We start from the raw sequence: 24,362 nt of genomic DNA, 5'->3' as shown, positions 1-24,362 counted from the left end.
CGATGATTCCGGTCACGACGCTCAAGGACAGGAAGGTCGCGCTCTTCGGGCTCGGCGGTTCCGGTTTTGCCACTGCCCGCGCGCTGGTCGCGGGCGGCGCCGAGGTGACCGCGTGGGACGACAATCCCGACAGCGTCGCCAAGGCTTCGGCGGAAGGCATCCGGACGGAGGACCTGCACGGCATCGACTGGAGCCAGCATGCGCTGTTCGTCCTGTCGCCCGGCGTGCCGCTCACCCATCCGAAGCCGCACTGGACTGTCGACCTGGCGCGGGCGGCCGGCGTCGATATTGTCGGCGACGTCGAGCTCTTCGTGCGCGAGCGCCGCGCTCATGCGCCGGATTGCCCCTTCATCGCTATCACCGGCACCAACGGCAAGTCGACGACGACGGCGCTGATCGCCCACATCCTGAAATCCGCAGGCTACGACACCCAGCTCGGCGGCAATATCGGCACGGCGGTGCTGACGCTCGATCCGCCGAAGGCGGGGCGCTATTTCGTCGTCGAATGCTCTTCCTATCAGGTCGATCTGGCGCCGACGCTGAACCCTTCCGCCGGCATCCTGCTCAACCTGACGCCCGATCATCTCGATCGCCACGGCACGATGCAGCACTACGCCGACGTCAAGGAGCGGCTGGTCGCCGGCAGCGATGTCGCGATCGTCGGCATCGATGACAGCCATTCGGCGCTAATCGCCGACCGGATCGAGCGGGCAGGTGTCAAGGTGGTCCGCATCTCGCGCCGTAACGCGGTGGCATCAGGCATTTATGCCGAGGGCACCAGGCTCGTTCAGGCCGGCGGCGGCGCCATGCTGCCCTTTGCCGATCTCGACGGCATCCAGACGCTGCGCGGCAGCCACAATGCGCAGAACGCGGCGGCGGCGGTCGCCGCCTGCCTTGCCGTCGGCGTGTCCGCCGACGATATTCGCACCGGCCTTGCCTCCTTTCCCGGCCTCAAGCACCGCATGCAGCCTGTGGGCAAACGAGGCCGCGTCGTCTTCGTCAACGATTCCAAGGCGACGAATGCCGAGGCGGCAGCGCCGGCGCTGTCGAGCTATGATCGCATCTACTGGATCGCCGGCGGCTTGCCGAAATCAGGCGGCATCTCGACGCTCGCGCCCTATTTCCCACGTATCGCCAAGGCCTATCTGATCGGCGAGGCAGCCGCGGAGTTCGCCGCCACGCTCGGCGAGGCCGTGCCCTACGAGATCTCCGGCACGCTGGAGCGCGCAGTCGCGCATGCGGCGGCCGATGCGGAGCGCGACGAAGCTGCTTCTTCCGCCGTGATGTTATCCCCGGCTTGCGCAAGCTTCGACCAGTATAAGAACTTCGAAGTCAGGGGTGATGCCTTCGTCAGCCACGTGGCCGCCCTTGACGGAATGACGATGCTGATCGGACCGGCAACAGGAGAGAAATGACATGGTAAGCCGCGCGGAACGTGGGCCTCTGGCCGATTGGTTCTGGACCATCGACCGCTTCTTCCTGGCGATGTTCATCTTCTTGATGGGCATCGGCTTCATGCTGTCGTTTGCGGCATCTCCGGCGGTTGCCGAGCGCATCGGGCTCGAGCCTTTTCACTTCGTCAAGCGCCATGCCGCCTTCATGATTCCGTCGATCGCCGTCATGCTCGGGCTATCGTTCCTGACGCCGCGCCAGGTGCGGCGAACCGCGATCCTGCTCCTGATCATTTCGCTCGCCATGATGGTGCTGGTGCTGTTCGTCGGCCAGGAGGTCAAGGGTGGCAGGCGCTGGATCTGGATCGCCGGCCTTTCCATTCAGCCGTCGGAATTCATGAAACCTGCCTTCGTCGTCGTCTGCGCCTGGCTATTTGCCGAGCATGCGCGCCAGCCGGAAATCCCCGGTAATCTCTTTGCCATTATCCTCTTCGGCATCGTTGCGGCCCTTCTCGTCGCGCAGCCCGACCTCGGCCAGACCATCCTGACGACCGCCGTCTGGGGGGGCATGTTCTTCATGGCCGGCATGCCGTGGATCTGGATCATGCTGCTCGGCATTGGCGGCGCCGGCGGCCTGCTCAGTGCCTATTACGTCTTTCCGCACGTTGCGCTGCGCATAGACAAGTTCATGACCGGCGAGGGCGACACGTTCCAGATCGACACCGCCCGTGAGGCGATTATCCGCGGCAGCTGGTTCGGTCAGGGACCGGGAGAAGGCATCGTCAAGCGTATCATCCCGGATGCGCATACCGACTTCATCTTCTCGGTCGCGGCCGAGGAATTCGGCATCGTCTTCTGCATGGCGCTCGTCGCGCTGTTTTCCGTGCTGGTGCTGCGCGGCCTCTCGCATGCCTATCGCGAGCGCAATGATTTCAATCGCTTTGCCGTCGCGGGCCTGGTGCTGCAGATGGGCATCCAGTCAATCATCAATATCGGCGTCAATCTTGAGTTGCTGCCGGCAAAGGGCATGACGCTGCCGCTGATTTCCTACGGCGGTTCTTCCATGGTGGCGATCTGCGTTACCGCGGGCTTTATTCTCGCGCTGACGCGCCACCGCCCGGAAAAACGTGCGCAGGACCGGAGCCTCTTCCGCGTCCCGCACGGCATGCCCGCGGAGTAAGAGGTCATGAGCAAAGGCATCGTGCTGCTTGCCGCCGGAGGGACCGGCGGCCACGTGTTCCCGGCGGAGGCGCTGGCCTTCAAGCTGAAGGAGCGCGGCTATTCGGTGCACCTGGTGACTGACAGTCGGGCCGAGCGTTATGCCGGCAAGTTCCCGGCCGAGCAGATCCATGTCGTGCCGTCGGCGACGATCGGCTCGAAGAACCCGGTCGCCGTCGCCCGCTCGCTGTGGACGCTATGGAGCGGCATGCGAGCGGCCAAAAGGCTGATCCAGCGGCTGAAGCCGGTGATTGTCGTCGGCTTCGGCGGTTACCCCACCGTGCCGCCGCTGCTGGCCGCCACGCGGCTCGGCGTCGCCTCGATGCTGCATGAGCAGAATGCGGTCATGGGCCGGGCCAACAAGGCGCTGGCTCCGCGCGTCAAGGCGATTGCCGGCGGCTTTCTATCAGAAAGCGGGGATGCTTTTTCTGACAAGACAGTTGCAACAGGCAATCCTGTGCGACCGGCGATCCTTGCCGCAGCCGAGCGGCCTTACCTGCCTTCGCATCCCGGCGAGCCCTTCAATCTCGTCGTCTTCGGCGGCAGCCAGGGCGCGCAGTATTTTTCCAAGTCCATGCCGACGGCGATCAGCCTGCTCGAGGACGGCCTGCGCGCGCGGCTCAGGGTGACGCAGCAGGTGCGCCCTGAGGATATGGAGATGGTCAGCGGCTGCGTCGCCAAGCTGGAGATGGGAGCCGATATAGCGCCATTTTTCAACGACATGGCGGAGCGTCTTGCCCAGGCACATCTGGTGATCTGCCGCTCCGGTGCTTCCACTGTTTCGGAAATCTCCGTCATCGGACGCCCGGCCATTCTGGTGCCCTATCCGCATGCGCTCGACCATGATCAGGCGGCGAACGCCGCCGCACTGGCTGCGACCGGCGGGGCGAAGGTGATCCCTCAGTCGGAGCTTTCGCCTGAACGCATCGCCTCTATACTGAGCCATGTGATGAACGATCCGGACAAGCTTTCGCACATGGCGGCGGCGGCCAAGCTCGCCGGGAAACCGGATGCGGCGAACTTGCTTGCCGACATGGTTGAGGCTATTGCCGCCGGCAAGACAGTCTCAGAATTCAAGAGGACACGCGCATGAAACTGCCGAAGGCGATCGGTCTCGTCCATTTCATCGGCATTGGCGGTATCGGCATGAGCGGTATCGCCGAGGTGCTGCACAATCTCGGTCACAAGGTGCAGGGATCGGATCAATCGGACGGCGCCAATGTGCAGCGACTGCGCGATAAAGGCATTGAGGTCTCCGTCGGCCATCGCGCCGAAAATCTCGGTGATGCCGAAGTCGTCGTCGTTTCGACGGCGATCAAGAAGAGCAACCCGGAACTCATCGCCGCGCGCGAAAAGCTGCTGCCGGTGGTGCGCCGCGCCGAGATGCTCGCCGAGCTGATGCGCTTCCGCAATGCGATCGCCATCGGCGGCACCCATGGCAAAACGACGACCACTTCGCTGGTCGCAACCCTGCTCGAAGCCGGCGGGCTCGATCCGACCGTCATCAACGGCGGCATCATCAACGCCTACGGCACCAACGCCCGCATGGGCGAGGGCGAGTGGATGGTGGTCGAGGCCGACGAATCCGACGGCACCTTCCTGAAGCTGCCCGCCGATGTCGCCGTCATAACCAATATCGATCCCGAACATCTCGACCATTACGGCAGTTTCGACGCCGTGCGCGCCGCCTTCCGGCAGTTCGTCGAGAATGTGCCGTTCTACGGCTTCGGCGTCATGTGCCTCGATCACCCCGAGGTGCAGTCGCTGGTCGGCCGCATCGAGGACCGCAAGATCATCACCTATGGCGAGAACCCGCAGGCCGACGTGCGCTTCAAGAATGTGCGCATCGACGGCACGCGCTCGATCTTCGACGTCGAGATCCGCCGCCGTCGCACCGGCCAGAGGAGCGAGCTCAAGGGACTGGTCATGCCGATGCCCGGTCGCCACAATATTTCCAACGCCACGGCGGCGATCGCAGTCGCCAACCGGCTTGGCATATCGAATGAAGATATCGCCAAGGGGCTTGCCTCCTTCGGCGGCGTCAAGCGTCGCTTCACGCTGACCGGCGAATGGAACGGCGTGCAGATCTTCGACGATTACGGCCACCATCCGGTCGAAATCAAGGCGGTGCTGAAGGCGGCCCGCGAGGCCTGCAAGGGGCGCATCATCGCCGTCCATCAGCCCCACCGTTACACCCGACTCGCGAGCCTGTTCGAGGAATTCGCCGCCTGCTTCAACGATGCCGACAGTATTTTTCTGGCGCCCGTCTATGCGGCAGGCGAGGATGCGATCGAAGGGGTCGATTCCATGTCGCTCGTCTCGCGCATCAAATCCGGCGGCCATCGCGACGCCCGCTTCCTCGCTTCGGCGGAGCTTCTGCCGCAAATGGTTGCGGAGGTTGCAAAGCCTGGTGATTTCGTGGTTCTGTTGGGGGCTGGGAGCATCACATCATGGGCAGCAGCACTGCCCAAGCAATTGGAAGGCCTATCGGGAAAGTCCGCATGAAACAGGTGAATGGGGAAAAGCTTCTCGCGTCTCTCGGGGATGGTGTAAAGGATATCCGCGGCCGTATCACGCCGGATGCCCCCATGGACCGCGTCACCTGGTTCAGGGCCGGCGGTCTGGCCGAACTGATGTTCCAGCCGCATGACGTCGACGATCTCATTGCCTTCCTGAAGATATTGCCCGAAGAGGTGCCGCTGACGGTGGTCGGTGTCGGCTCCAACATTCTGGTGCGCGACGGCGGCATTCCGGGCGTGGTGCTACGCCTATCGGCCAAGGGCTTCGGCTTCGTCGAGCTTGCCGGCGAAAATCGCATCCTCGCCGGCGCCATCTGCCCCGACAAGCATGTCGCGGCAATGGCGATGGACAATGGCATCGGCGGCTTCCATTTCTTCTATGGCATACCGGGCGGTATCGGCGGCGCGGCGCGCATGAATGCCGGCGCGAATGGCGTGGAGACGCGTGAGCGGCTGATCGAGGTCAACGCCGTCGACCGCAAGGGCAACAAGCATGTGCTTTCCAATGCGGAGATGGGTTATTCCTACCGGCATTCAAAGGCGCCCGCCGATCTGATCTTCACCTCGGTGCTGTTCGAGGGCTATCCGGAAGATCGCGCCCAGATCCGCGCCGAAATGGACGCTGTGCGCAATCACCGCGAGACGGTGCAGCCAGTTCGCGAAAAGACCGGCGGCTCGACCTTCAAGAATCCGCCGGGTCATTCGGCCTGGAAGCTGATCGACGAGGCAGGCTGCCGCGGCCTCGTGATCGGCGGCGCGCAGATGTCGTCGCTTCACTGCAATTTCATGATCAATATGGGGCAGGCGACCGGCTACGATCTCGAATATCTCGGCGAGCAGGTGCGCCGTGAGGTCTTCGAGAAAGACGGCATCAAGCTCGAATGGGAAATTAAGCGCCTCGGCGTCTTCATGCCCGGCCGGGAAGTGCGCCCGTTCCAGGGCGTGACGAGCGAATAAACTATTCGACTGCCTGTTTGAGGCCTTCGCGCGGGGTGACGACGGGCGACCAGCCCAGAACCTCGCGCGCCCGGGATATGTCGACCTGCAGCGAACCGCAAAGGCGCTGGTAGACGGCTTCCTTTCCGGCTGCCTTCGCCGCCATGTGCAGCAGTGCAGGCGGGAAGGGGACCAGCATCGGCTTGACCCCCAGTCCCGCGGCAATTCCCCTGATGAGCTCAGGCGTTGAGAGGTCTTCACCATCTCCGGCAAGGAAGGTCTCGCCTGCAGCGGCGGGATGTGTCGCGCAGGTGATGATCAGGTCGACGAGATTTTGCACCGCGACCAGTGTGCGGCGGTTCTTCAGCGAAGCGAAGGGGAGCGGCAGTTTCTTGCGGACAAGATTGGTGAGCAGCGCGAAGTTGCCGCGTGCGCCGGGGCCATAGACCAGCGGCGGCCGGATGATGACGACTTCCATGCCGGTGCGCGTTGCGATTTCGCGCAGGCCAATTTCGCATTCCAGCTTCGAAATGCCGTAGGGATCAATCGGCTTCGGTCTGTCGTCGTGCCGGAACGGCCGGTCGGTCTCTTCTCCGTTGACCTTGATGGTGCTGACGAAGACGAATCGCTTCACGCCCGCCTTAGCAGCCTGTTCGGCGAGATTGAGCGCGGCGGCGGTGTTGACCCGGCGGAATTCCGCTAGCGGATCGGCCGCGCGGTCGTCCATGATGTGAACGCGGGCGGCGAGATGGATGATGACGTCGACGCCTTCAAGCGCTGGCGTCCAATCGGTTCCGTCGGTTATTTCAATCGGAAAATGCATTACATCCGGCGGAAAGGCAGAGGTCTGGGATCTCGTGGTGGCCACGAGCTCGCAAGTCTTCTCTGCGTGCAGCCGTTTGACGAGCGGACTACCGACGAAGCCGGCGGCGCCGGTGACGAGGCATCGCATGATCTTCTCCCTGCTCACCCATGCGCCTTCGCTAACCGGAAGTGGTATCGGCATCAATAGAAAAGCGGTGACCGATGCTCTCGGCATTAATCAATTCGAGCGCCGGCCGCCGCCTCACTGTTGCCGGTATCCGGCGGAGAGATGACACCCGATTCTGTGGCCGATTCCATCACGGGTGAGCGCGATTGGGTATGTGATTGAACGTATGAGCATTTTCACTCCCGCGCAGGTTCATTTTCGGGCGGCGAGGGATTGGTCGCACAATGAGCAAAAGTTAAAAGGCCGCGAAGTTCCGTGCCAGGAGTTAACGAAAGTAAACACTTCATTAACCATAATGATGCTCTAATGCATGTGAGGCCTGACAAAGGCGCGAAACGACGCAGACAGCTTCGCGCAAGCGTCGATTTCAAAAGTGGAAGTTATTTTTGGGGGTGTTGATGAGTCGCAAGCATGTCGCTGTCCTGATGGGCGGATTTTCCTCGGAAAGGCCTGTCAGCCTTTCCTCGGGAAAGGCTTGCGCAGAGGCCCTCGAAGCCGAAGGCTTCAAGGTAACCACGATCGATGTCGCCCGCGATGTTTCCGAAAAGCTTGCCGCATTGAGGCCTGATGTTGTCTTCAATGCGCTTCATGGGCCGTTCGGTGAGGACGGGACCATCCAGGGCATCCTGGAATATCTGGAGATCCCGTACACGCATTCAGGTGTGCTTGCCTCGGCGCTGGCAATGGATAAGGACAAGGCGAAGCGTGTCGCTGCCGCGGCCGGCATCCCCGTCGCCGAATCGCAGGTCATCAACCGTTTCGCCTTTCCTTCGATACATCCGATAAAGCCGCCTTATGTGGTGAAGCCTGTGCGCGAGGGCTCGAGTTTCGGCGTCGTGATCGTCACCGAAGATCAGGCGCATCCGCCCCAGGTCGTCAGCTCGCCCGAATGGCGCTATGGCGAAGAGGTGCTGGTCGAACGCTATGTCTACGGCCGCGAGCTCACCTGCGGCGTCATGGGCGAAACTGCGCTCGGTGTCACCGAGGTGGTGCCGCAGGGACACAATTTTTATGATTACGATTCCAAGTATGCGGCGGGAGGTTCAAAACACGTCATCCCGGCGAAAATTTCACCGAATATTTACCAAAAAATACAAACATTGGCCCTAAGGGCGCATCAGGCAATCGGTTGTCGCGGCGTCAGTCGGTCCGACTTTCGTTACGACGATCGTTTCTCCGAAGACGGCGAAATCATCTGGCTGGAGGTCAATACCCAGCCAGGCATGACTCCTACCTCGCTCGTGCCCGAAATGGCCGGTCATGCCGGCTATTCCTTTGGTGAGTTTCTCCGGTGGATGGTGGAGGACGCGTCTTGTTTGCGTTGACGGTCAAGAGGATAGGGCGCCCCAGCCATCATGCCGTGCTTCCGATCGTGGAAGCCGAAGAGCGGTTCGTGTTGCCGCGTCCGCTGCGCCGCGTCACTCGTTTCCTGATCAGTCTCGGCAGCGGCCGCATCTACATTCCGGCCCATACCGGGACGGTGTCGGCGCTTGCCTTCCTGGCTGCGACCGGCCTCTACGGCATGTCACTCGGCGGTCACACCGAAGCCGTTGCGCAGGCTACGACGACGGCCGCAGGTTTTGCGATCGAGGATGTGAAAGTCTCCGGCAATTCGGAAACCTCCGAAATCGAGATCCTGCAACTGATCGGCCTTGATGGCACGACCTCACTGGTGGCGCTCGACGTCGATGCGGCCCGCCGGAAGATCGCGCATCTTCCCTGGGTCGAGAATGTCGAGGTTCGAAAGGTCTATCCGAGGACAATCGAAGTGAAGCTCAAGGAGCGTGAGGCCTATGCGATCTGGCAGCACGGGCAGGAGCTTTCGCTGATCGAGAAGAACGGCAGCGTCATTGCGCCGCTTCGCGACAACAAGTTTTCGTCGCTGCCGCTCGTCGTCGGCCGCGACGCCGAGACCGCGGCGGCTTCCCTCGGCGACGCCTTCTCGAAGTGGCCCGACGTGAAGGCCCGCGTGAAGGCTTACGTATGGATATCAGGCCGTCGCTGGGATTTGCACATGGATAACGGCGTCATCGTCAAGCTGCCGGAAGACGGCATCGATCAGGCGCTGGCGACGCTTTCGAAGTTCGATAAGGAACATCAGCTCCTGGAGCGGGATATCGCCGCGGTGGATCTGAGATTGCCCGACAGGACCGCGATCCAGCTGACGCCGGACGCGGCAGTCCGCCGGCAGGCGGCGGTAACGGAGCGTACCAAGGAATTGAAGAAGGCGGGGCAGAATATATGAGCTTGTTCGGTTCATCCCATTTTGGATTGCCGCGCCTGAAGCCGCTTTCGTCGAAGCGGTCGCATGTCGTTTCGGTGCTCGACATCGGCTCGACCAAGGTCGTCTGCATGATCGGCCGGCTGACGCCGCGCGAGGAAAGCCAGATCCTGCCGGGCCGCACGCACAATATCGAGATCATCGGCATCGGTCATCAGCGCTCTCGCGGCATCAAGACCGGCGTCATCGCCGATCTCGATGCGCTGGAAGGCGTCATCCGTCTTGCCGTCGATGCGGCGGAGCGTATGGCGGGGCTGACCGTCGAAAGCCTGATCGTCAACCTGACGGCCGGCCGCCTCGGCAGCGATATCTACACCGCGACGATCGATCTCGGCGGCCAGGAAGTCGAGCTTAACGACCTCAAGAAAGTGCTGTCGGCGGCCTGCCAGCAATCGCTGCGCCAGGACCGCTCGGTGCTGCATTCGCTGGCGACCGGCTTCTCGCTCGACGGCGAGCGCGGCATTCGCGATCCTCTGGCAATGTACGGCGATGCGCTCGGCGTCGACATGCATGTCGTGACCGCGGAGCGCTCGGCGCTGAAGAATCTCGAGCTTAGCGTCAACCGCGCGCATCTGTCGGTCGAAGGCATTGTCGCGACGCCTTATGCATCCGGTCTTGCCGCTCTCGTCGACGACGAGGTCGAGCTCGGCTGCGCGGCGATCGACATGGGCGGCGGCACGACGACGATTTCGGTCTTTGCCGAAGGCAAGCTCGTTCATACCGATGCCGTCGGCCTCGGCGGCCATCATGTCACCACCGACCTCGCGCGCGGCCTTTCGACCCGCATCGAGGATGCAGAGCGGCTGAAGGTCGTGCATGCCTCCGCACTCTTGAATTCCTCCGACGAGCGCGAGCTGATCTCGATCCCGCCGATCGGCGAGGACGATCGCGACCAGCCGTCTCAGGTGCCGCGGGCGCTGGTTTCGCGCATCGTATCGGCCCGGATCGAGGAGACGATGGAATTGATCCGCGACCGGATCCAGCGTTCCGGCTTCAGCCCGATCGTCGGAAAACGCGTCGTGCTGACGGGAGGCGCGAGCCAGCTGACCGGCCTTGCCGAGGTGGCGCGGCGCATTCTGGCCCGCAACGTCCGCATCGGCCGGCCGATGGGCGTCTCGGGACTGCCGACGGCGGCCAAGGGCCCGGCCTTTTCGACGGCCGTCGGCCTGATGATCTATCCGCAGGTCGCGGACATGGAGACACATGCGTCACAGAGCGGTCTGCTCATGTCGCTTGGGGGAAATAACAGCCGCATCGCCCGCATGGGCCAGTGGTTGAAGGAAAGCTTCTGAAATTTGCGTAATTGGCCGGCGTGGCGATGCGGCCAGAGAGAGAAGGAACAGGTACCATGACCATCAAGCTGCAAAAGCCTGACATCACCGAGCTGAAGCCGCGCATCACCGTGTTCGGCGTCGGCGGCGGCGGCGGCAACGCCGTCAACAACATGATCACCGCAGGCCTCCAGGGCGTCGACTTCGTCGTTGCCAACACGGATGCGCAGGCGCTGACGATGACGAAGGCCGAGCGCATCATTCAGCTCGGCGCCAACGTCACCGAAGGCCTCGGCGCCGGTTCGCAGCCGGAAGTCGGCCGCGCGGCCGCCGAAGAGTGCATCGACGAGATCATCGATCACCTGAACGGCACGCATATGTGCTTCGTCACCGCCGGCATGGGCGGCGGCACCGGTACGGGTGCTGCTCCTGTCGTCGCGCAGGCCGCCCGCAACAAGGGCATCCTGACGGTCGGCGTCGTCACCAAGCCGTTCCATTTCGAAGGCGGCCGCCGCATGCGTCTCGCCGAGATGGGCATCCAGGAACTGCAGAAGTCTGTCGACACGCTGATCGTCATTCCGAACCAGAACCTCTTCCGCATCGCCAACGACAAGACGACCTTCGCCGACGCTTTCGCCATGGCCGACCAGGTTCTCTATTCGGGCGTCGCCTGCATCACCGACCTGATGGTGAAGGAAGGCCTCATCAACCTCGACTTCGCCGACGTCCGCTCGGTGATGCGCGAAATGGGCCGTGCGATGATGGGCACCGGCGAAGCCTCCGGCTCCGGCCGTGCACTGCAGGCAGCCGAAGCGGCAATCGCCAACCCGCTGCTCGATGAAACCTCGATGAAGGGTGCCCAGGGCCTGCTGATCTCCATCACCGGCGGTCGCGACCTCACCCTCTTCGAAGTCGACGAAGCTGCGACCCGCATCCGCGAAGAAGTCGATCCGGACGCCAACATCATCCTCGGCGCCACTTTCGACGAATCGCTCGAAGGCATCATCCGCGTCTCGGTCGTCGCGACCGGTATCGACCGGGCGATCAGCGAAGCCGCCGAGCGCAACTTCCAGCCGGCCGCCAAGCCCGCTATCCGTCCCTCCGCGGCTGTTGCTCCGGCAGCGGCCGCAGTTCAGCCTGCCCCGGTGATGCAGGCACCGAAGGCCGCCGATCCGATCGCGCAGACCATCCGCCAAGCCGAGGTGGAACGTGAGCTCGAAATTCCGGCCCCGCGTGCTAGCGCCCCTGTCCAGCAGCCTGCTGCGCAGCAGGAAGTCTTCCGTCCGCAGAGCAAGATCTTCGCGCCTGCACCGGAAGCTCCGGCGATCCGTCCGCAGGTGCAACAGCAGGCTCCGGCGCCGGTAATGAGCCAGCCGGTGATGAGCCAGCCCGTCCAGCAGCCCATCCAGCAGCAGCCGATCCGACAGGAGCCGATTATCCGGCAGGCGGCTGAACCGGTGCGTATGCCGAAGGTCGAGGATTTCCCGCCGGTCGTCCAGGCTGAACTCGACCACCGCACGCAGCCGGCTTCGGCGCATCAGCAGGAAGAGCGCGGCCCAATGGGCCTGCTCAAGCGAATCACCAATTCGCTTGGCCGCCGCGACGATGACGCCGTTGCCGCCGACATGACCGCCGCACCGCCGGCCGCGTCACAGCAGCGCCGTCCGTTGTCGCCGGAGGCAAGCCTCTATGCGCCGCGCCGCGGCAATCTCGACGATCAGGGTCGCGCGGTTCCGCAGGCTCGCATGATGCAGGAAGACGATCAGCTGGAAATTCCGGCATTCCTGCGCCGCCAGTCGAACTGAAATATCGGGTGCTTCGGCACCGTTCATGCCCGGGATCCAGGTCCCGGGCATTGTTGTTTTTCGGCCGGGAATTCCTGAGCGATATCAATTGTGTGACTTCGTAACAAAACGAAAGAAACAGTGATTTGGATTGCAGCGCCGGCGCACGTAAATATGGCGCAAGAAAACTGCGCTGGAAGTCGTCTGGACGAGACTCTTTCCGCAGAAGGAATGATAACCGCGCCGTGGCACCAACCGCTGGAGCGGAAAAATAAAGGCAGATTTTATGGCTATTGGCTTGCTGGGTTTTCAAACGACGGTATCGCGCCCCGTGACGCTCTCGGGCATCGGCGTTCATTCTGGTGCGAACGTCTCGATCACCCTGAACCCGGCCGAAGCGGACACCGGCGTCGTTTTCCAGCGTCTGCATGATAATGGTGACATCACCGAACTGAAGGCCGTCTCCTCGCAGGTCGGCAATACAGACCTCTGCACGGTGCTCGGCTTCTCACCCACGCATTCAGTCGCGACGATCGAACATGTCATGGCCGCCGTCTATGCGCTCGGCCTCGACAATGTCATTATCGAGGTGCAGGGCGCAGAAATGCCGATCATGGACGGCAGCTCGCTGCCCTTCGTCGAAGCGATCGAGCAGGCCGGTCTCGTCTCGCTCGGCGTCAAGCGTCGCTATATCCGCATCACCAAGCCGGTGCGGATCGAGCATGGCGGCTCCTGGAGCGAATTCCGTCCCTATGACGGCACGCGCTTCGAAGTCGAAATCGATTTCGAATGCCCGCTGATCGGCCGGCAGAAGTGGGCCGGCGACATAAACGCCGCCGTCTTCAAGTCCGAACTTTCCCGCGCCCGCACCTTCGGCTTCATGCGTGATGTCGAGCGTCTCTGGGCATCGGGACATGCACTCGGTTCCTCGCTTGAAAATTCCGTCGTCATCTCGGACGACAATACGGTCATCAATGTCGAAGGCCTGCGATACGCCAAGGACGAGTTTGTCCGTCACAAGACGCTTGATGCCGTAGGCGACCTGTCGCTCGCCGGCGTCCAGTTCATCGGTTGCTACCGATCCTATCGTGGCGGCCACAAGATGAATGCCAATGCTTTGAAGGCGCTGCTCGCCGATCCCTCTGCCTACGAGGTGGTCGAGACCTCGACGCCGCGCCAGCGCGTTGCCGCTCGTGAACTGATCGCCGTCAGCGCTTCGGAATTCGCTCCCTGGTCGGCATGACCTCCAGCATATTCTCAAGACCAGGCCGCCTCTTTCCCGGAGGCGGTTTTTTTATGTCGGCCCGAGTCTGTGGTGATAGGCGTTTTCTCGCAGTTGCTTAGCTGCCACAGGTTGGAGAGAAGAGGAAAAGCCGGCCAATCCGGCGGCGGCTGCCACAAAAATGCGTTAATGCCTTATCATTGCGTTGCTCTTGATGCACATTTGTGGCTAGAAACGCCAGCGAGGCGTGGCTGTCGTGGAGCGAGCGGCGGCAGTGGGGTTCTTTTGAATGGCTTATGCAGGATCTGAAGGTATGATGAAGACAGCGCGCGCTTTGTTCGCATCGCTTCTGGTGCTTAGCGCAGGCGCCTCGATCTCCGGCTGCCAGTCGGATCCCGATATCGACATCACCAAGCTTGGCCTCGAAACCGATCCGCCTGACGTGCTCTACACCCAGGGCCTTGCCAATATGAAGGCGGGCAACATGGCGGAAGCGGCGCGCAAGTTCGATGCGATCGATCGCGAGAACCCATTCTCCGAATGGGCGCGCAAGGCGCTTGTCATGAGCACCTTTGTCAAATACCGCCAGGGCAAGCTCGATGATGCGCTTGCCTCGGGCAATCGGTACATGTCGCAATATCCGAAGTCCCAGGACGCTGCCTATGTGCAGTATCTCATCGGTCTCACCTATTCCAAACAGATCGTCGACGTGACCCAGGACCAGCGCGCCTCGGCCAAGACGATCGAGGCGATGCAGGCTGTGATCGACAATTATCCGAACTCCGAATATGTCGACGACGCCCAGGCGAAGATCCGTTATGCCCGGGATCAGCTCGCCGGCAAGGAAATGCAGATCGGCCGCTACTATATGGAGCGGAAGGAATATCTCGCCGCAATCTCGCGCTTCCGCATCGTCGTCGAGAAATATCCGAACACGAACCAGATCGAAGAGGCCTTGGCCCGTCTCGTCGAGGCTTATTACGCCATGGGTATCGTCGACGAGGCGCAGACCGCCGCAGCCGTTCTTGGTCACAACTATCCGGACAGCCAGTGGTACGCCGATTCCTACAAGCTGCTGCAGACAGGTGGCGCAGAGCCGCGTGAGAACAAGGGCTCCTGGATCGCGGCGGCAGGCAAGAAACTCCTGCTCGGTTCCTAAATCCCATGCTGATCCAGCTTTCGATCCGCGATATCGTCCTGATCGAGCGGCTGGATCTTGCCTTCGAGACCGGCCTTTCCGTGCTGACGGGGGAGACGGGAGCGGGCAAATCCATCCTGCTCGACAGTTTGTCGCTGGCGCTCGGTGGGCGCGGTGACGGCGGTCTGGTGCGCCATGGCGAAGACAAGGGCCAAGTGACGGCAGTGTTCGATGTCGGCATGGACCACGGGGCGCGCGTGCTCCTGCGTGAAAACGGCATCGACGACGAGGGCGACCTGATCTTCCGCCGTCAGCAATCAGCCGATGGGCGCACCAAGGCCTATGTCAATGACCAGCCGGTGAGTGTGCAACTGATGCGCCAGGCCGGCCAGATGCTGGTCGAGATCCACGGTCAGCACGATGATCGCGCTCTTGTCGACACCAATGCCCACCGCAACCTGCTCGATGCCTTTGCCGGCCTTACCGATGAGGTTGCGGAGGTCTCCCGTTTGTACCGTCTTTGGCGCGACAGCGAGCGGACGCTGAAAAAGCATCGTGAGAAGGTGGAAAGTGCGGCGCGCGAGGCCGACTATCTGCGTTCCTCCGTGACAGAGCTCGAGAAACTCTCGCCGCAGGACGGCGAGGAGGATGAACTCGCCGAAAGCAGGCAGAGAATGATGAAGGCGGAGCGAATCGCCGGCGACATCGCCGAAGCCTCCGAATTCCTCAACGGTAATGCCTCGCCGGTGCCGCATATCGCCTCGCTGGTGCGCAGGCTGGAGCGCAAGAGCCATGAAGCGCCCGGGCTGCTCGAAGAGACGGTGACGCTGCTCGATGCCGCGCTCGACCAGCTTTCCAATGCGCAGATGGAAGTTGAGGCAGCGCTGCGCAAGACCGAATACGATCCGAGGGAACTGGAGCGGGTGGAAGAGCGGCTTTTCGCGCTCAGAGCCGCGTCACGCAAATATTCCGTGCCCGTCGCCGAACTGCCGGCGCTGGCGGTGCGCATGATCGCCGATCTCGCCGACCTCGATGCGGGCGAGGAGCGGCTTGCGCGGCTCGAAGCGGAGGTCGGTCTGGCGCGAGAGAATTACGATTCGGCGGCGCGCTCGGTTTCCGACAAGCGCCATCAAGCCGGCACTGCGCTGGCTGCCGTCGTAATGGCCGAACTGCCGGCGCTGAAGCTCGAACGCGCGCGTTTCATGGTCGAGATCACCACGGATGCGCGGGAGGCGCTGCCTGAAGGCATCGACGTCGTCGAGTTCAATGTCCAGACCAATCCCGGCACGCGCCCCGGCTCGATCATGAAGGTCGCCTCGGGCGGCGAACTGTCGCGTTTCCTGCTGGCGCTGAAGGTGGCGCTCGCCGATCGCGGCTCGGCCCCGACGCTCGTCTTCGATGAAATCGACACCGGCGTCGGCGGCGCGGTGGCCGATGCGATCGGCCAGCGGCTGAAGCGGCTGTCCGAGCGGGTTCAGGTGCTGTCGGTCACGCATGCGCCGCAGGTCGCGGCGCGGGCGGCAACGCATCTGTTGATTTCCAAGGGACCGGTGGCCGATGGATCGGAAAAAATCGCCACACGCGTGGCGACGATGGCGCACAAGGATCGCACCGAAGAGATCGCCCGCATGCTGGCCGGTGCTTCGGTAACGGAAGAGGCGAGGGCGGCGGCGAAGCGGCTGCTGGCAGGCAACGGCTGACCGCTTCGGCCGACGATAGTGAGTCCGGTTTCGAGCTGCCGCTGTTGCGATTAGCGCTTTTGCTTTCAGCGATGAAATCTAGCGCGAATGCCGACCTCTATCTCCCTCCTCTCCGTGCTCGTCACACAGGGATGCAGGGTGCCCAAGCCTTGGGCGGCACGGGGAGCCCTTTTTTCAGCAAAGAGAGTCATTCACTGCGCGACGCGGTGACAAACATTCCGCTTCGCGCTAGGCGCGTCATTCCGATCAGCGGCGATCTGTTGCCATGCGCCTTTTTCATTTCAGTGATGATCCTGATATCGCAGCATTCGAGCCGCGCCCGGTTCGTATTCCCTCGGTCCGCCCGACGGGCATGGAATGGTTGAATGGTCCGCTCGTCTGGGCGATCGATGCCGACCACGATTTCATGTATCTCTTTCCCCGAGACTGCCCGCGCATCCTGATATGGACAACATCCGAGACGTCCGAAGCCGAGCGCCGGCAATGGCTCGGCAACGCGCGGGCAGCGGCCTTCATCGAGCGTCGGTGGTTGGAAAGGCTCGAAGCGCAAACGATCCACCGCTATGAGATGCCGGTTGAGGATTTCGAGGATATCGGCGATGCTGGCATGTGGGTGGCCCGCGGACGCGTCGTTCCCATCGAGCGGACTTCCATCTCACGCCCCGACCAGGAGTTCGCGCCCCGCGCCGTCGATCTGCGGGTGGTCGACAGTTTGCGGCCGCTGACGAGCCTCTGGACCACCGGCCTTCATGTCAGCGGCATCCGGCTGCGCAACGCGCGGGATTGGGAATAGGGCAGTTGTCAATCTTCGCAATGCGGCATACGCAGCCTCCCTTTTCATCCGGCGATTTTGCTCTAAAAACAATGCAGATTTCTGGCCAGATTCTCTGGAGTGATGTTCCATGTCCACCGAAGGTTCCGCCGTCGACACGTTGACGATCGAAGAGGCCGCTGCCGAGCTCGAGCGGCTGGCGAAAGAGATCGCGCATCACGATGCGCTCTATCACGGCAAGGACCAGCCGGAAATCTCGGACGCGGATTACGATGCGCTGAAGCGCCGCAACGATGCGCTGGAAGCGCGTTTTCCCGAGCTGATCCGTGAGGACAGCCCGTCTCGGCGGGTCGGTGCTGCGCCTTCGGTCACTTTCTCGCCCGTCGTTCACGCGCGGCCGATGCTGTCACTCGACAACACCTTTTCGCAGGAGGACGTGCAGGATTTCGTCGCCAGCGTCTATCGCTTCCTCGGCCGGCTGCCGGACCAGTCGATCGCCTTTACCGCCGAACCGAAGATCGACGGACTTTCGATGTCGATCCGCTACGAGAACGGCAGGCTGACGACGGCCGCCACGCGCGGCGACGGCACCACGGGCGAAAACGTCACCGCCAATATCCGGACGATCGCCGAAATACCCAACCAATTGCCGAAGGGCGTTCCCGCAGTCGTGGAAATCCGCGGCGAGGTCTATATGGCCAAGAGCGATTTCCTGGCGCTGAACCGGCAGATGGAGGCGGAGGGTAAGCAGACCTATGTCAATCCGCGCAACACGGCGGCCGGATCGCTGCGCCAGCTCGACGCCAAGGTCACGGCGAGCCGCAAGCTGAAATTCTTCGCCTATGCCTGGGGCGAGATGTCGGACATGCCGGCCGACACGCAATTCGCCATGGTGCAGACCTTCAAGGACTGGGGCTTTCCGGTCAATCCGCTGATGAAGCGGCTGAATTCGGTTGCCGACATCCTGGCGCATTATGACGAGATCGGCCTCAAACGCCCGGATCTCGATTACGATATCGACGGCGTGGTCTATAAGGTCGACAGCCTGGAACTGCAGCAGCGCCTCGGCTTCCGCTCGCGTTCGCCGCGCTGGGCGACGGCGCATAAATTCCCGGCCGAGCAGGCCTTTACCGAGATCGAGAAGATCGAGATCCAGGTCGGCCGCACCGGGGCGCTGACGCCGGTGGCGCGGCTGAAACCGATCACGGTCGGCGGCGTCGTTGTCACCAATGCGACGCTGCATAATGAGGATTACATCAAGGGCATTGGCAATAGCGGTGAGCGTATTCGGTCGGAGGAGCACGATATCCGCGAGGGCGATACCGTCATCGTCCAGCGCGCCGGCGATGTCATTCCACAGATCCTCGATGTCGTAATGGAGAAGCGCCTCGCCGAGGTGAAGCCTTATGAATTCCCAAAGACCTGCCCGGTCTGCGGTTCGCATGCCGTGCGCGAGGTGAACGAGAAAACCGGCAAGATGGATTCGGTGCGCCGCTGCACCGGCGGCTTTATCTGCCGGGCGCAGGCGACGGAGCATCTGAAGCATTTCGTTTCGCGCAACGCCTTCGATATCGAGGGGCTCGGTTCGAAGCAGATCGACTTCTTCTTTGAAAACGAGGATCCGTCGCTGCAGATCCGCACGGCGCCTGAGATTTTCACGCTGGAGAAGCGCCAGCAATCCTCGCTCACCAAGCTGGAAAATATCGACGGCTTCGGCAAGGTCAGCGTCGGCAAGCTCTATGTGGCGATCAACGAGCGGCGCAGCATCGCGCTCCATCGCTTCATCTATGCGCTCGGCATCCGCCATGTCGGCGAGACCACGGCGAAGCTGTTGGCGCGCTCCTACGGCTCCTATGAGGCTTTTGCGACCGCGATGAAGGAGGCGGCAACGCTTTCCGGCGATGCCTGGAACGATCTCAACGCCATCGAGGGCATCGGCGAGGTCGTGGCGCGCGCCATGGTCGAGTTTTATAAGGAGCCGCGCAATATCGAGGTGATCGGCCGCCTGCTCGAGGAGGTGACTCCCGCGGAGGCCGAACAGCCGGTCACGTCAGGCAGCCCCGTCGCCGGCAAGACGGTGGTCTTCACCGGTTCGCTCGAAAAATTCACCCGCGACGAGGCGAAGGCGAGGGCCGAAGGTCTCGGCGCCAAGGTAGCGGGCTCGGTGTCGAAAAAAACCGATATCGTCGTCGCCGGCCCTGGCGCCGGCTCGAAGCTCGACAAGGCCCGCGAACTCGGCGTCCAGACGATGGACGAAGACGAGTGGCTGGCGCTGATTGGCGGGTAGGGAGCTTTGGGGGTTCTGCGGCGCCATCCCGGCCGTGTCCCAAGCACCTGCAGCGATCGATACACAGCAGGTCCTCGGCACAAGGCCAGGATGGTAAAGGAGCGTTTGGCAGGCCCTCCTTGGCGGTTCAAGGTCGGTGTCGATCGGCCTTTATTTCAGCTCCTCAGCCGCGCCATCGTATAGGCGTCGACATATTGGCCGGCGCGGTAGCCGAATGAGCGCAGAAGCCCTTCCTTTTCGAAGCCGAACTTCTCGTAGAGGCCGATCGCAGCCTCATTGTCGGTATAGACGGTCAGTTCGAGCCGCTTGATGTCGAGCCAGTCGTCGGCGGCATCGACCATCGCGCCAAGCAGGATGCGGCCGAAACCGCGACCGGTGAAGTCGTCATGGACGCCCATACCGAGGCTGGCGACGTGTTGGCGACGGCCGCTAAGGCGGTTGAGGCCGCAATTGCCGACGATCTTGCCTTTCAGGGTGACGACGAGGTTGAGCGCGCCGGGCGAGGGGCTTTCCATGTTCTTGCGAACGTCTTCAATCCGCTGGTAGGGCGGCCGCAGGGTGCCGGCCCGGTAGCCCGGTAAGTTGATAAGATCGGTGATCTCTTCAGCATCGGAAAGACGTACGGCGCGCACGACGACGCCGTCCGGCAGGCGCGCTCGGTCGCGGGGTTCATTCTCTTTGTTTTCTGACATGAGATGCTCTCCTTCGGTTTCAGGGAGGAGAGCAGGATTTTCGAAAACCCTGCTCGCCTCGGCAGGGTTTTCGGGATGATCGGACGGCTAGTGACGCACCATCGCTCCCGCGTACCCTGGAAAGGTCGAGGCGATATGGTGGATGGTAAGGGCCACAGAGTTGATCATGCGCGGAGTTTCCCCATCCGCGTGCAGATGTCAACAGGCCGAAATTTGCCTTCGCCTTCCGCTATGATTATGCCGGTAGCGGTAGACGATTCGGATATTTGTCTTTGACGACCATCGCCATCGATTTCGAGACGGCCAACGAGCAGCGCGGCAGCGCTTGCTCGGTCGGCCTTGCCTGGATCGAGGAGGGGCGGGTGACGCGCGTCGAGGAGCGGCTGATCCGGCCGCGCGAGATGCGGTTTTCTGGGATGAACATCGCGATCCATGGTATCCGGCCGGAGCATGTCGAGGATGCGCCGGAATTCCCCGAGGTGATGGACGAGTTCTACGATGATATCAGCGGCGCGACGATGATCGCGCACAACGCGGCCTTCGATTTTAGCGTCTGGCGGGCGAGCCTCGATCTCTACCGGCAATCCTATCCGGAACTCACCTATCTCTGCAGCCTGAAAATGGCGCAGCGGATCTGGCCGCATTTCCTCTCGCATCGGCTGAACCTGATCGCCGACCATCTTGGTCTGCGTTTCATGCACCACAACGCCGCCGAGGATGCCGCGATCTGTGCGGCAGCGGCGATCGAGATGGCGAAGGCGGTCAAGGCGAAAGCCGTGGAAGCGATCCCGGCGCTGATCGGCATGACGCCTGGGCGCCTGACGGCGAAGGGCTACGCGCCCTGCACCTGCCGGAAGGGCTGAATCTGATCCTGCAGCGGCGCTTTCTTGCAAAGCCTGGGGGCATGCTTATCTAGAATGCGGATCATCCAGGGAGCCGCCATGTCCAAGCTGCGCATGTTTTTTCTCGCCGCATTTTCCTTCGTTGCCATTTCAACGGGCGCCGCCTCGGCCGAAGTCGTCGGCAAGGTCGGGGTCGACTGGATCGGCAACGACATCATCGTCGAGGCACTCTCCGATCCCGAGGTCAAGGGTGTCACCTGCCACGTCACCTATTTCGATCGCAGCCTGATCGACCGGTTCAAGAACGGCAACTGGTTCGAGGATCCGTCCAACAATTCCATCGCCTGCCGCCAGACCGGGCCGATCGAGATCGGCGATATCGACCTCTCCAAGGACGGCAGCGAAGTGTTTCGCCAGGGGATGTCGCTGATCTGGAAGACGTTGGTTGTCAACCGCATCTACGACAAGACCAACGACACGCTGATCTATCTCGCCCATTCGCGCGAGTTGACCGATGGTTCGGCGAAGATGTCGATCTCGACCATTCCGCTCTATGGGCAGAGCGTGACTTGGAAGAATGGGAAGCCGTAGGTGGGGTTTTCATCATAAAAGACCCCGCCCCAAACCCGTCCGGGGTCGAGCCACGGGTCTCGACCCGTCCTCCGGACCCCCACAAGGGGAGGGAGGCTTAACCTGTCGCACTCGCTTTCCACATCTTCGGCGTTTCGGGAGGAGCGAGGCTGGGCTTTCGGTTTAGTCCCTCCCCCTTGTGGGGAGGGTTGGGGAGGGGCTTGTAATACAATCTGACTATGCCTGCTCGCGCGCCGTATAAAACCAAAGGCCCGGACAAACCGGGCCTTTCAACATCACTATGGTGAATATCAAGCCGCCTGATTCAGCTCGTCGGCAATGACGGTATCGAGGTTCAGGAAGCAGACCATGGTTTTCTCAAGCGCGACGATGCCGCGGCAGAAGGCGCGCTGGGCTTCCGGGATGATTTCCGGCGGCGGCTGCAGGTCTTCGCTCTTGATGGTCATCATGTCGGAAACCTGCTCGACCAGCAGGCCGACCAGCTTGCCGGCGATATCGGTGACGATGATCGCCGAGCGCTCGGAAGGCTCGGTCATCTTCATGCCGAGGCGGCAGGCCATGTCGATGACCGGGATCACCGCGCCGCGCAGGTTGATAAGGCCGAGAACGTAGGGCGGGGTATGCGGCATCGGCGTCACCGGCGCCCAACCGCGGATTTCGCGGATGGCCATGATGTCGATGCAGAATTCCTGGTCGCCCAGATGGAACGAAACGATTTCGAGATAGGCGCCCGATTGCTTGATGGCGTTGTTGTTCATGATCAGAATTCTTCCCAGTTGTCCCCGGCGGGAGCGGCGATGGCTTTGGCGGCGGAACCGCCGTTGAATGCGCCCGCGACCTTGCCGATCAGGCTGCGTGCGGGAGAAGGTCTCGAATGCGAGGCGGCGGTTGCCTCTCGCGGCGTTTGCCGGGCGCTCATGCCCTCGCCGGTTTTGAACTGCTTGACCAGCTGCGTCAGGTTTTCCGCGTCGATGGCGAGCGTATGGCTTGCGGCATTCGTCTCTTCCACCATGGCCGCGTTCTTCTGCGTGACCTGATCCATCTGGCTGATCGAAGTATTGATTTCGTTCAATCCAACCGATTGTTCGCGCGCAGAGGTTACGATTGATTTAACATGTTCGTCGATGCGCAGAACATCTTCACCGATCTGGCGAAGCGCTTCACCGGCGGCTGTCACCAGTTCGCCGCCGATCTTCACTTCCTCGCCGGATTTTCCGATCAAGGCCTTGATATCCTTGGCAGCACCCGCAGCACGGCCGGCGAGTTCGCGCACTTCCTGGGCGACGACGGCGAAGCCCTTGCCAGCCTCGCCGGCGCGCGCTGCCTCGACACCGGCGTTGAGCGCCAGGAGGTTCGTCTGGAAGGCGATTTCGTCGATGACGTTGATGATCTTGCCGATCTCGCGGGAAGCGCCTTCGATTCGCTGCATTGCGGCCATTGCATCGCCGACGACGATGTCGGACTTGGCGGTATTCTGCCGGGTGTGCGAGACCATGTGGCCGACTTCTTCGGCGCGGCTGGTGGCGTTGCGGACGGTGGCGGTGATCTGATCGAGAGCGGCTGAGGTCTCCTCCAGCGAGGCGGCCTGCTGCTCGGTGCGCTTGGCGAGATCGTCGGCGGCGGCGCGCATCTGGCGGCTGTTTGCCTCGATCGAGCTGCTGTTCACCGCGATGTCGCTCATCGCCTTGCGCAATGTCGCCGTCGTCTGGTTGAAATCGCGGCGCAGGCGTTCCAGTTCCTCGCGGAAAGGCTGATCGATCGTAACGGTGACATCGCCTTCCGACAGACGGGTAAGGCCGTGGCCAAGGGCGGTGACGGCGGCGTTCAGCGCCTCGGCATCGGCGAGTTTTGCCGCTTCACGCTCCCGATGTTCGGCGTCGCTGCGCTGTCTCTCGGTTTGGCTCTTGGTTTCGAGGTCGCGCTTTTCGATGGCGGCAAGACGAAAGCCGTCGGCGGCGCGGGCCATTTCGCCGATCTCATCGCCGCGGTTCTTTTCCGGAACGTCGCTGATCAGGTCGCCGTTCATGATGCGCTGCATGCTTTCGCGCACGGCGCCGATGCCACGCCGGATCGAACCCCCATGAATATATTGCAGGACAGCCATGGTAAGGATGGCCAAGATGCCCAGGCCGACCTGCAGGATGAGGGCTTCCCGCGATACGGCATTGGCAAGTTCGACATGCTGCTGGGCGAAGACGGTTCCGTCAGCGGCGAGTTTGTCGAGTGTTGCAGTCAGCTCTTCGCCGGCACCGTCGATCGCGTCGTCGATCTTGTCGAACTCGGCATCGGGCGCTCCCTGCTGAACAAGGGCGACGAGATCGACCTGGATTGCCTTGCCTATTGCGGCGACATCGGAGTCGTAACTCTTCAACAAGCCATCGTCACGCATCTCGTCGGCAAGAAGGCGCATTTCCTTCGAACCGCCGGAAAGGGCAGTCAGTGAATCGCCGATCAGCTTGAGGCGCGCAGGCTCGACCACCTTGTCGTCCTTGTCGACGATGATGTCCATGGCGGCCAGGACCATCGTCAGATTCGCAACCCGCATGGCATCGATGTGATTGACGTTCGCCTGAATCTCGCCGGCACGGTACAGGGCGGCGTCGACACGCATGTTTTCGTACCAGCCGACGCCGAGCATCGTTCCGAAACCAAGGAAGGCTGCGCCACCGAGCGTCCAGAGCCTCTGGCTGACCGACAGGCTCCCGCGCACTGATGAATTCGTCATAA

At 62.2% G+C, this 24,362-nt stretch carries 20 protein-coding genes; 16 read left to right on the top strand and 4 right to left on the bottom strand.

Translation table 11 applies throughout. The features are described from left to right. Positions 1–2: 2 nt before the first annotated feature. Genes murD through murB form a run of 5 tightly spaced genes read left to right on the top strand, consistent with a single transcriptional unit; the run spans position 3 to position 6,085 of the window. A complete protein-coding gene (gene murD / locus Tal182_RS15755; protein ID WP_085860038.1) occupies positions 3–1,415 on the top strand; it encodes a UDP-N-acetylmuramoyl-L-alanine--D-glutamate ligase in 1,413 nt (470 codons plus the stop codon). 1 nt (position 1,416) lies between these two features. After that, on the top strand, positions 1,417–2,571 hold the full coding sequence (gene ftsW / locus Tal182_RS15750) for a putative lipid II flippase FtsW (protein WP_064803810.1): 1,155 nt from the start codon (positions 1,417–1,419) through the stop codon (positions 2,569–2,571). Between the two features lie 6 nt (positions 2,572–2,577). Next, complete coding sequence (gene murG, locus Tal182_RS15745; RefSeq protein ID WP_085860037.1) at positions 2,578–3,702, top strand: undecaprenyldiphospho-muramoylpentapeptide beta-N-acetylglucosaminyltransferase; 1,125 nt, start codon at positions 2,578–2,580, stop codon at positions 3,700–3,702. Continuing rightward, entirely contained in the window at positions 3,699–5,114 is a 1,416-nt protein-coding gene (murC, locus tag Tal182_RS15740) for a UDP-N-acetylmuramate--L-alanine ligase (protein WP_064803806.1), read from the top strand. The genes murG and murC overlap by 4 nt, the downstream gene beginning before the upstream one ends. Beyond that, entirely contained in the window at positions 5,111–6,085 is a 975-nt protein-coding gene (gene murB, locus Tal182_RS15735; RefSeq protein WP_064810823.1) for a UDP-N-acetylmuramate dehydrogenase, read from the top strand. Before murC ends, murB begins: the two co-directional genes overlap by 4 nt. A 1-nt stretch (position 6,086) precedes the next feature. Here murB and Tal182_RS15730 read toward each other — a convergent pair whose 3' ends face one another. Next, positions 6,087–7,016 (bottom strand): SDR family oxidoreductase, encoded by a 930-nt coding sequence (locus tag Tal182_RS15730; RefSeq protein ID WP_085860036.1) that lies wholly within the window; start codon positions 7,014–7,016, stop codon positions 6,087–6,089. Positions 7,017–7,453: 437 nt separating this feature from the next. Here Tal182_RS15730 and Tal182_RS15725 point away from each other — a divergent pair, with 437 nt between their 5' ends. From Tal182_RS15725 to ligA, 9 genes are all read left to right on the top strand, one after another. Further along, the gene (locus tag Tal182_RS15725) at positions 7,454–8,380 is read left to right on the top strand and encodes a D-alanine--D-alanine ligase (RefSeq protein WP_085860035.1); all 927 of its coding nucleotides are present in this window, start codon (positions 7,454–7,456) and stop codon (positions 8,378–8,380) included. Continuing rightward, positions 8,368–9,300 (top strand): cell division protein FtsQ/DivIB, encoded by a 933-nt coding sequence (locus tag Tal182_RS15720; protein WP_085860034.1) that lies wholly within the window; start codon positions 8,368–8,370, stop codon positions 9,298–9,300. The genes Tal182_RS15725 and Tal182_RS15720 overlap by 13 nt, the downstream gene beginning before the upstream one ends. After that, positions 9,297–10,628: a cell division protein FtsA gene (gene ftsA, locus Tal182_RS15715; RefSeq protein WP_064803798.1), complete on the top strand. Its 1,332-nt coding sequence runs from the start codon at positions 9,297–9,299 to the stop codon at positions 10,626–10,628. The genes Tal182_RS15720 and ftsA overlap by 4 nt, the downstream gene beginning before the upstream one ends. A gap of 56 nt (positions 10,629–10,684) precedes the next feature. After that, positions 10,685–12,412: a cell division protein FtsZ gene (gene ftsZ / locus Tal182_RS15710; protein ID WP_085860033.1), complete on the top strand. Its 1,728-nt coding sequence runs from the start codon at positions 10,685–10,687 to the stop codon at positions 12,410–12,412. 265 nt (positions 12,413–12,677) lie between these two features. Next, positions 12,678–13,634, top strand: a complete 957-nt coding sequence (lpxC, locus tag Tal182_RS15705; protein ID WP_064810819.1) for a UDP-3-O-acyl-N-acetylglucosamine deacetylase — start codon at positions 12,678–12,680, stop codon at positions 13,632–13,634. 268 nt (positions 13,635–13,902) lie between these two features. Beyond that, positions 13,903–14,772 carry an outer membrane protein assembly factor BamD gene (locus Tal182_RS15700; RefSeq protein ID WP_170965882.1) on the top strand — a complete coding sequence of 290 codons (870 nt, stop codon included), beginning with the start codon at positions 13,903–13,905 and terminating at the stop codon, positions 14,770–14,772. Positions 14,773–14,777: 5 nt separating this feature from the next. Further along, on the top strand, positions 14,778–16,451 hold the full coding sequence (recN, locus tag Tal182_RS15695) for a DNA repair protein RecN (protein ID WP_085860032.1): 1,674 nt from the start codon (positions 14,778–14,780) through the stop codon (positions 16,449–16,451). Between the two features lie 265 nt (positions 16,452–16,716). Then, positions 16,717–17,244 carry a DUF6886 family protein gene (locus tag Tal182_RS15690; protein WP_085860031.1) on the top strand — a complete coding sequence of 176 codons (528 nt, stop codon included), beginning with the start codon at positions 16,717–16,719 and terminating at the stop codon, positions 17,242–17,244. A 109-nt stretch (positions 17,245–17,353) separates the two neighbouring features. Then, positions 17,354–19,510 (top strand): NAD-dependent DNA ligase LigA, encoded by a 2,157-nt coding sequence (ligA, locus tag Tal182_RS15685; protein WP_085860030.1) that lies wholly within the window; start codon positions 17,354–17,356, stop codon positions 19,508–19,510. Between the two features lie 155 nt (positions 19,511–19,665). Here ligA and Tal182_RS15680 read toward each other — a convergent pair whose 3' ends face one another. Then, the gene (locus tag Tal182_RS15680) at positions 19,666–20,202 is read right to left on the bottom strand and encodes a GNAT family N-acetyltransferase (RefSeq protein WP_085860029.1); all 537 of its coding nucleotides are present in this window, start codon (positions 20,200–20,202) and stop codon (positions 19,666–19,668) included. Positions 20,203–20,474: 272 nt separating this feature from the next. On the opposite strand from Tal182_RS15680, the gene Tal182_RS15675 reads away from it, so the two are divergent. After that, positions 20,475–21,065: a 3'-5' exonuclease gene (locus Tal182_RS15675; RefSeq protein ID WP_064810814.1), complete on the top strand. Its 591-nt coding sequence runs from the start codon at positions 20,475–20,477 to the stop codon at positions 21,063–21,065. A 78-nt stretch (positions 21,066–21,143) separates the two neighbouring features. Next, positions 21,144–21,635 carry a CreA family protein gene (locus Tal182_RS15670; protein WP_064806246.1) on the top strand — a complete coding sequence of 164 codons (492 nt, stop codon included), beginning with the start codon at positions 21,144–21,146 and terminating at the stop codon, positions 21,633–21,635. 290 nt (positions 21,636–21,925) lie between these two features. Here Tal182_RS15670 and Tal182_RS15665 read toward each other — a convergent pair whose 3' ends face one another. Both Tal182_RS15665 and Tal182_RS15660 read right to left on the bottom strand, forming a co-directional pair. After that, positions 21,926–22,393, bottom strand: coding sequence for a chemotaxis protein CheW (locus tag Tal182_RS15665; RefSeq protein ID WP_004668786.1), 468 nt, complete (start codon positions 22,391–22,393; stop codon positions 21,926–21,928). 2 nt (positions 22,394–22,395) lie between these two features. Then, entirely contained in the window at positions 22,396–24,360 is a 1,965-nt protein-coding gene (locus Tal182_RS15660) for a HAMP domain-containing methyl-accepting chemotaxis protein (RefSeq protein ID WP_085860028.1), read from the bottom strand. Between the last annotated feature and the right edge of the window lie 2 nt (positions 24,361–24,362).

Source organism: Rhizobium sp. TAL182 (genome assembly GCF_002117725.1).
GTDB lineage: Bacteria > Pseudomonadota > Alphaproteobacteria > Rhizobiales > Rhizobiaceae > Rhizobium > Rhizobium esperanzae.
The sequence above is the reverse complement of the archived record's forward strand: the minus strand, read 5'-3'. Positions and strand labels throughout refer to the sequence as shown.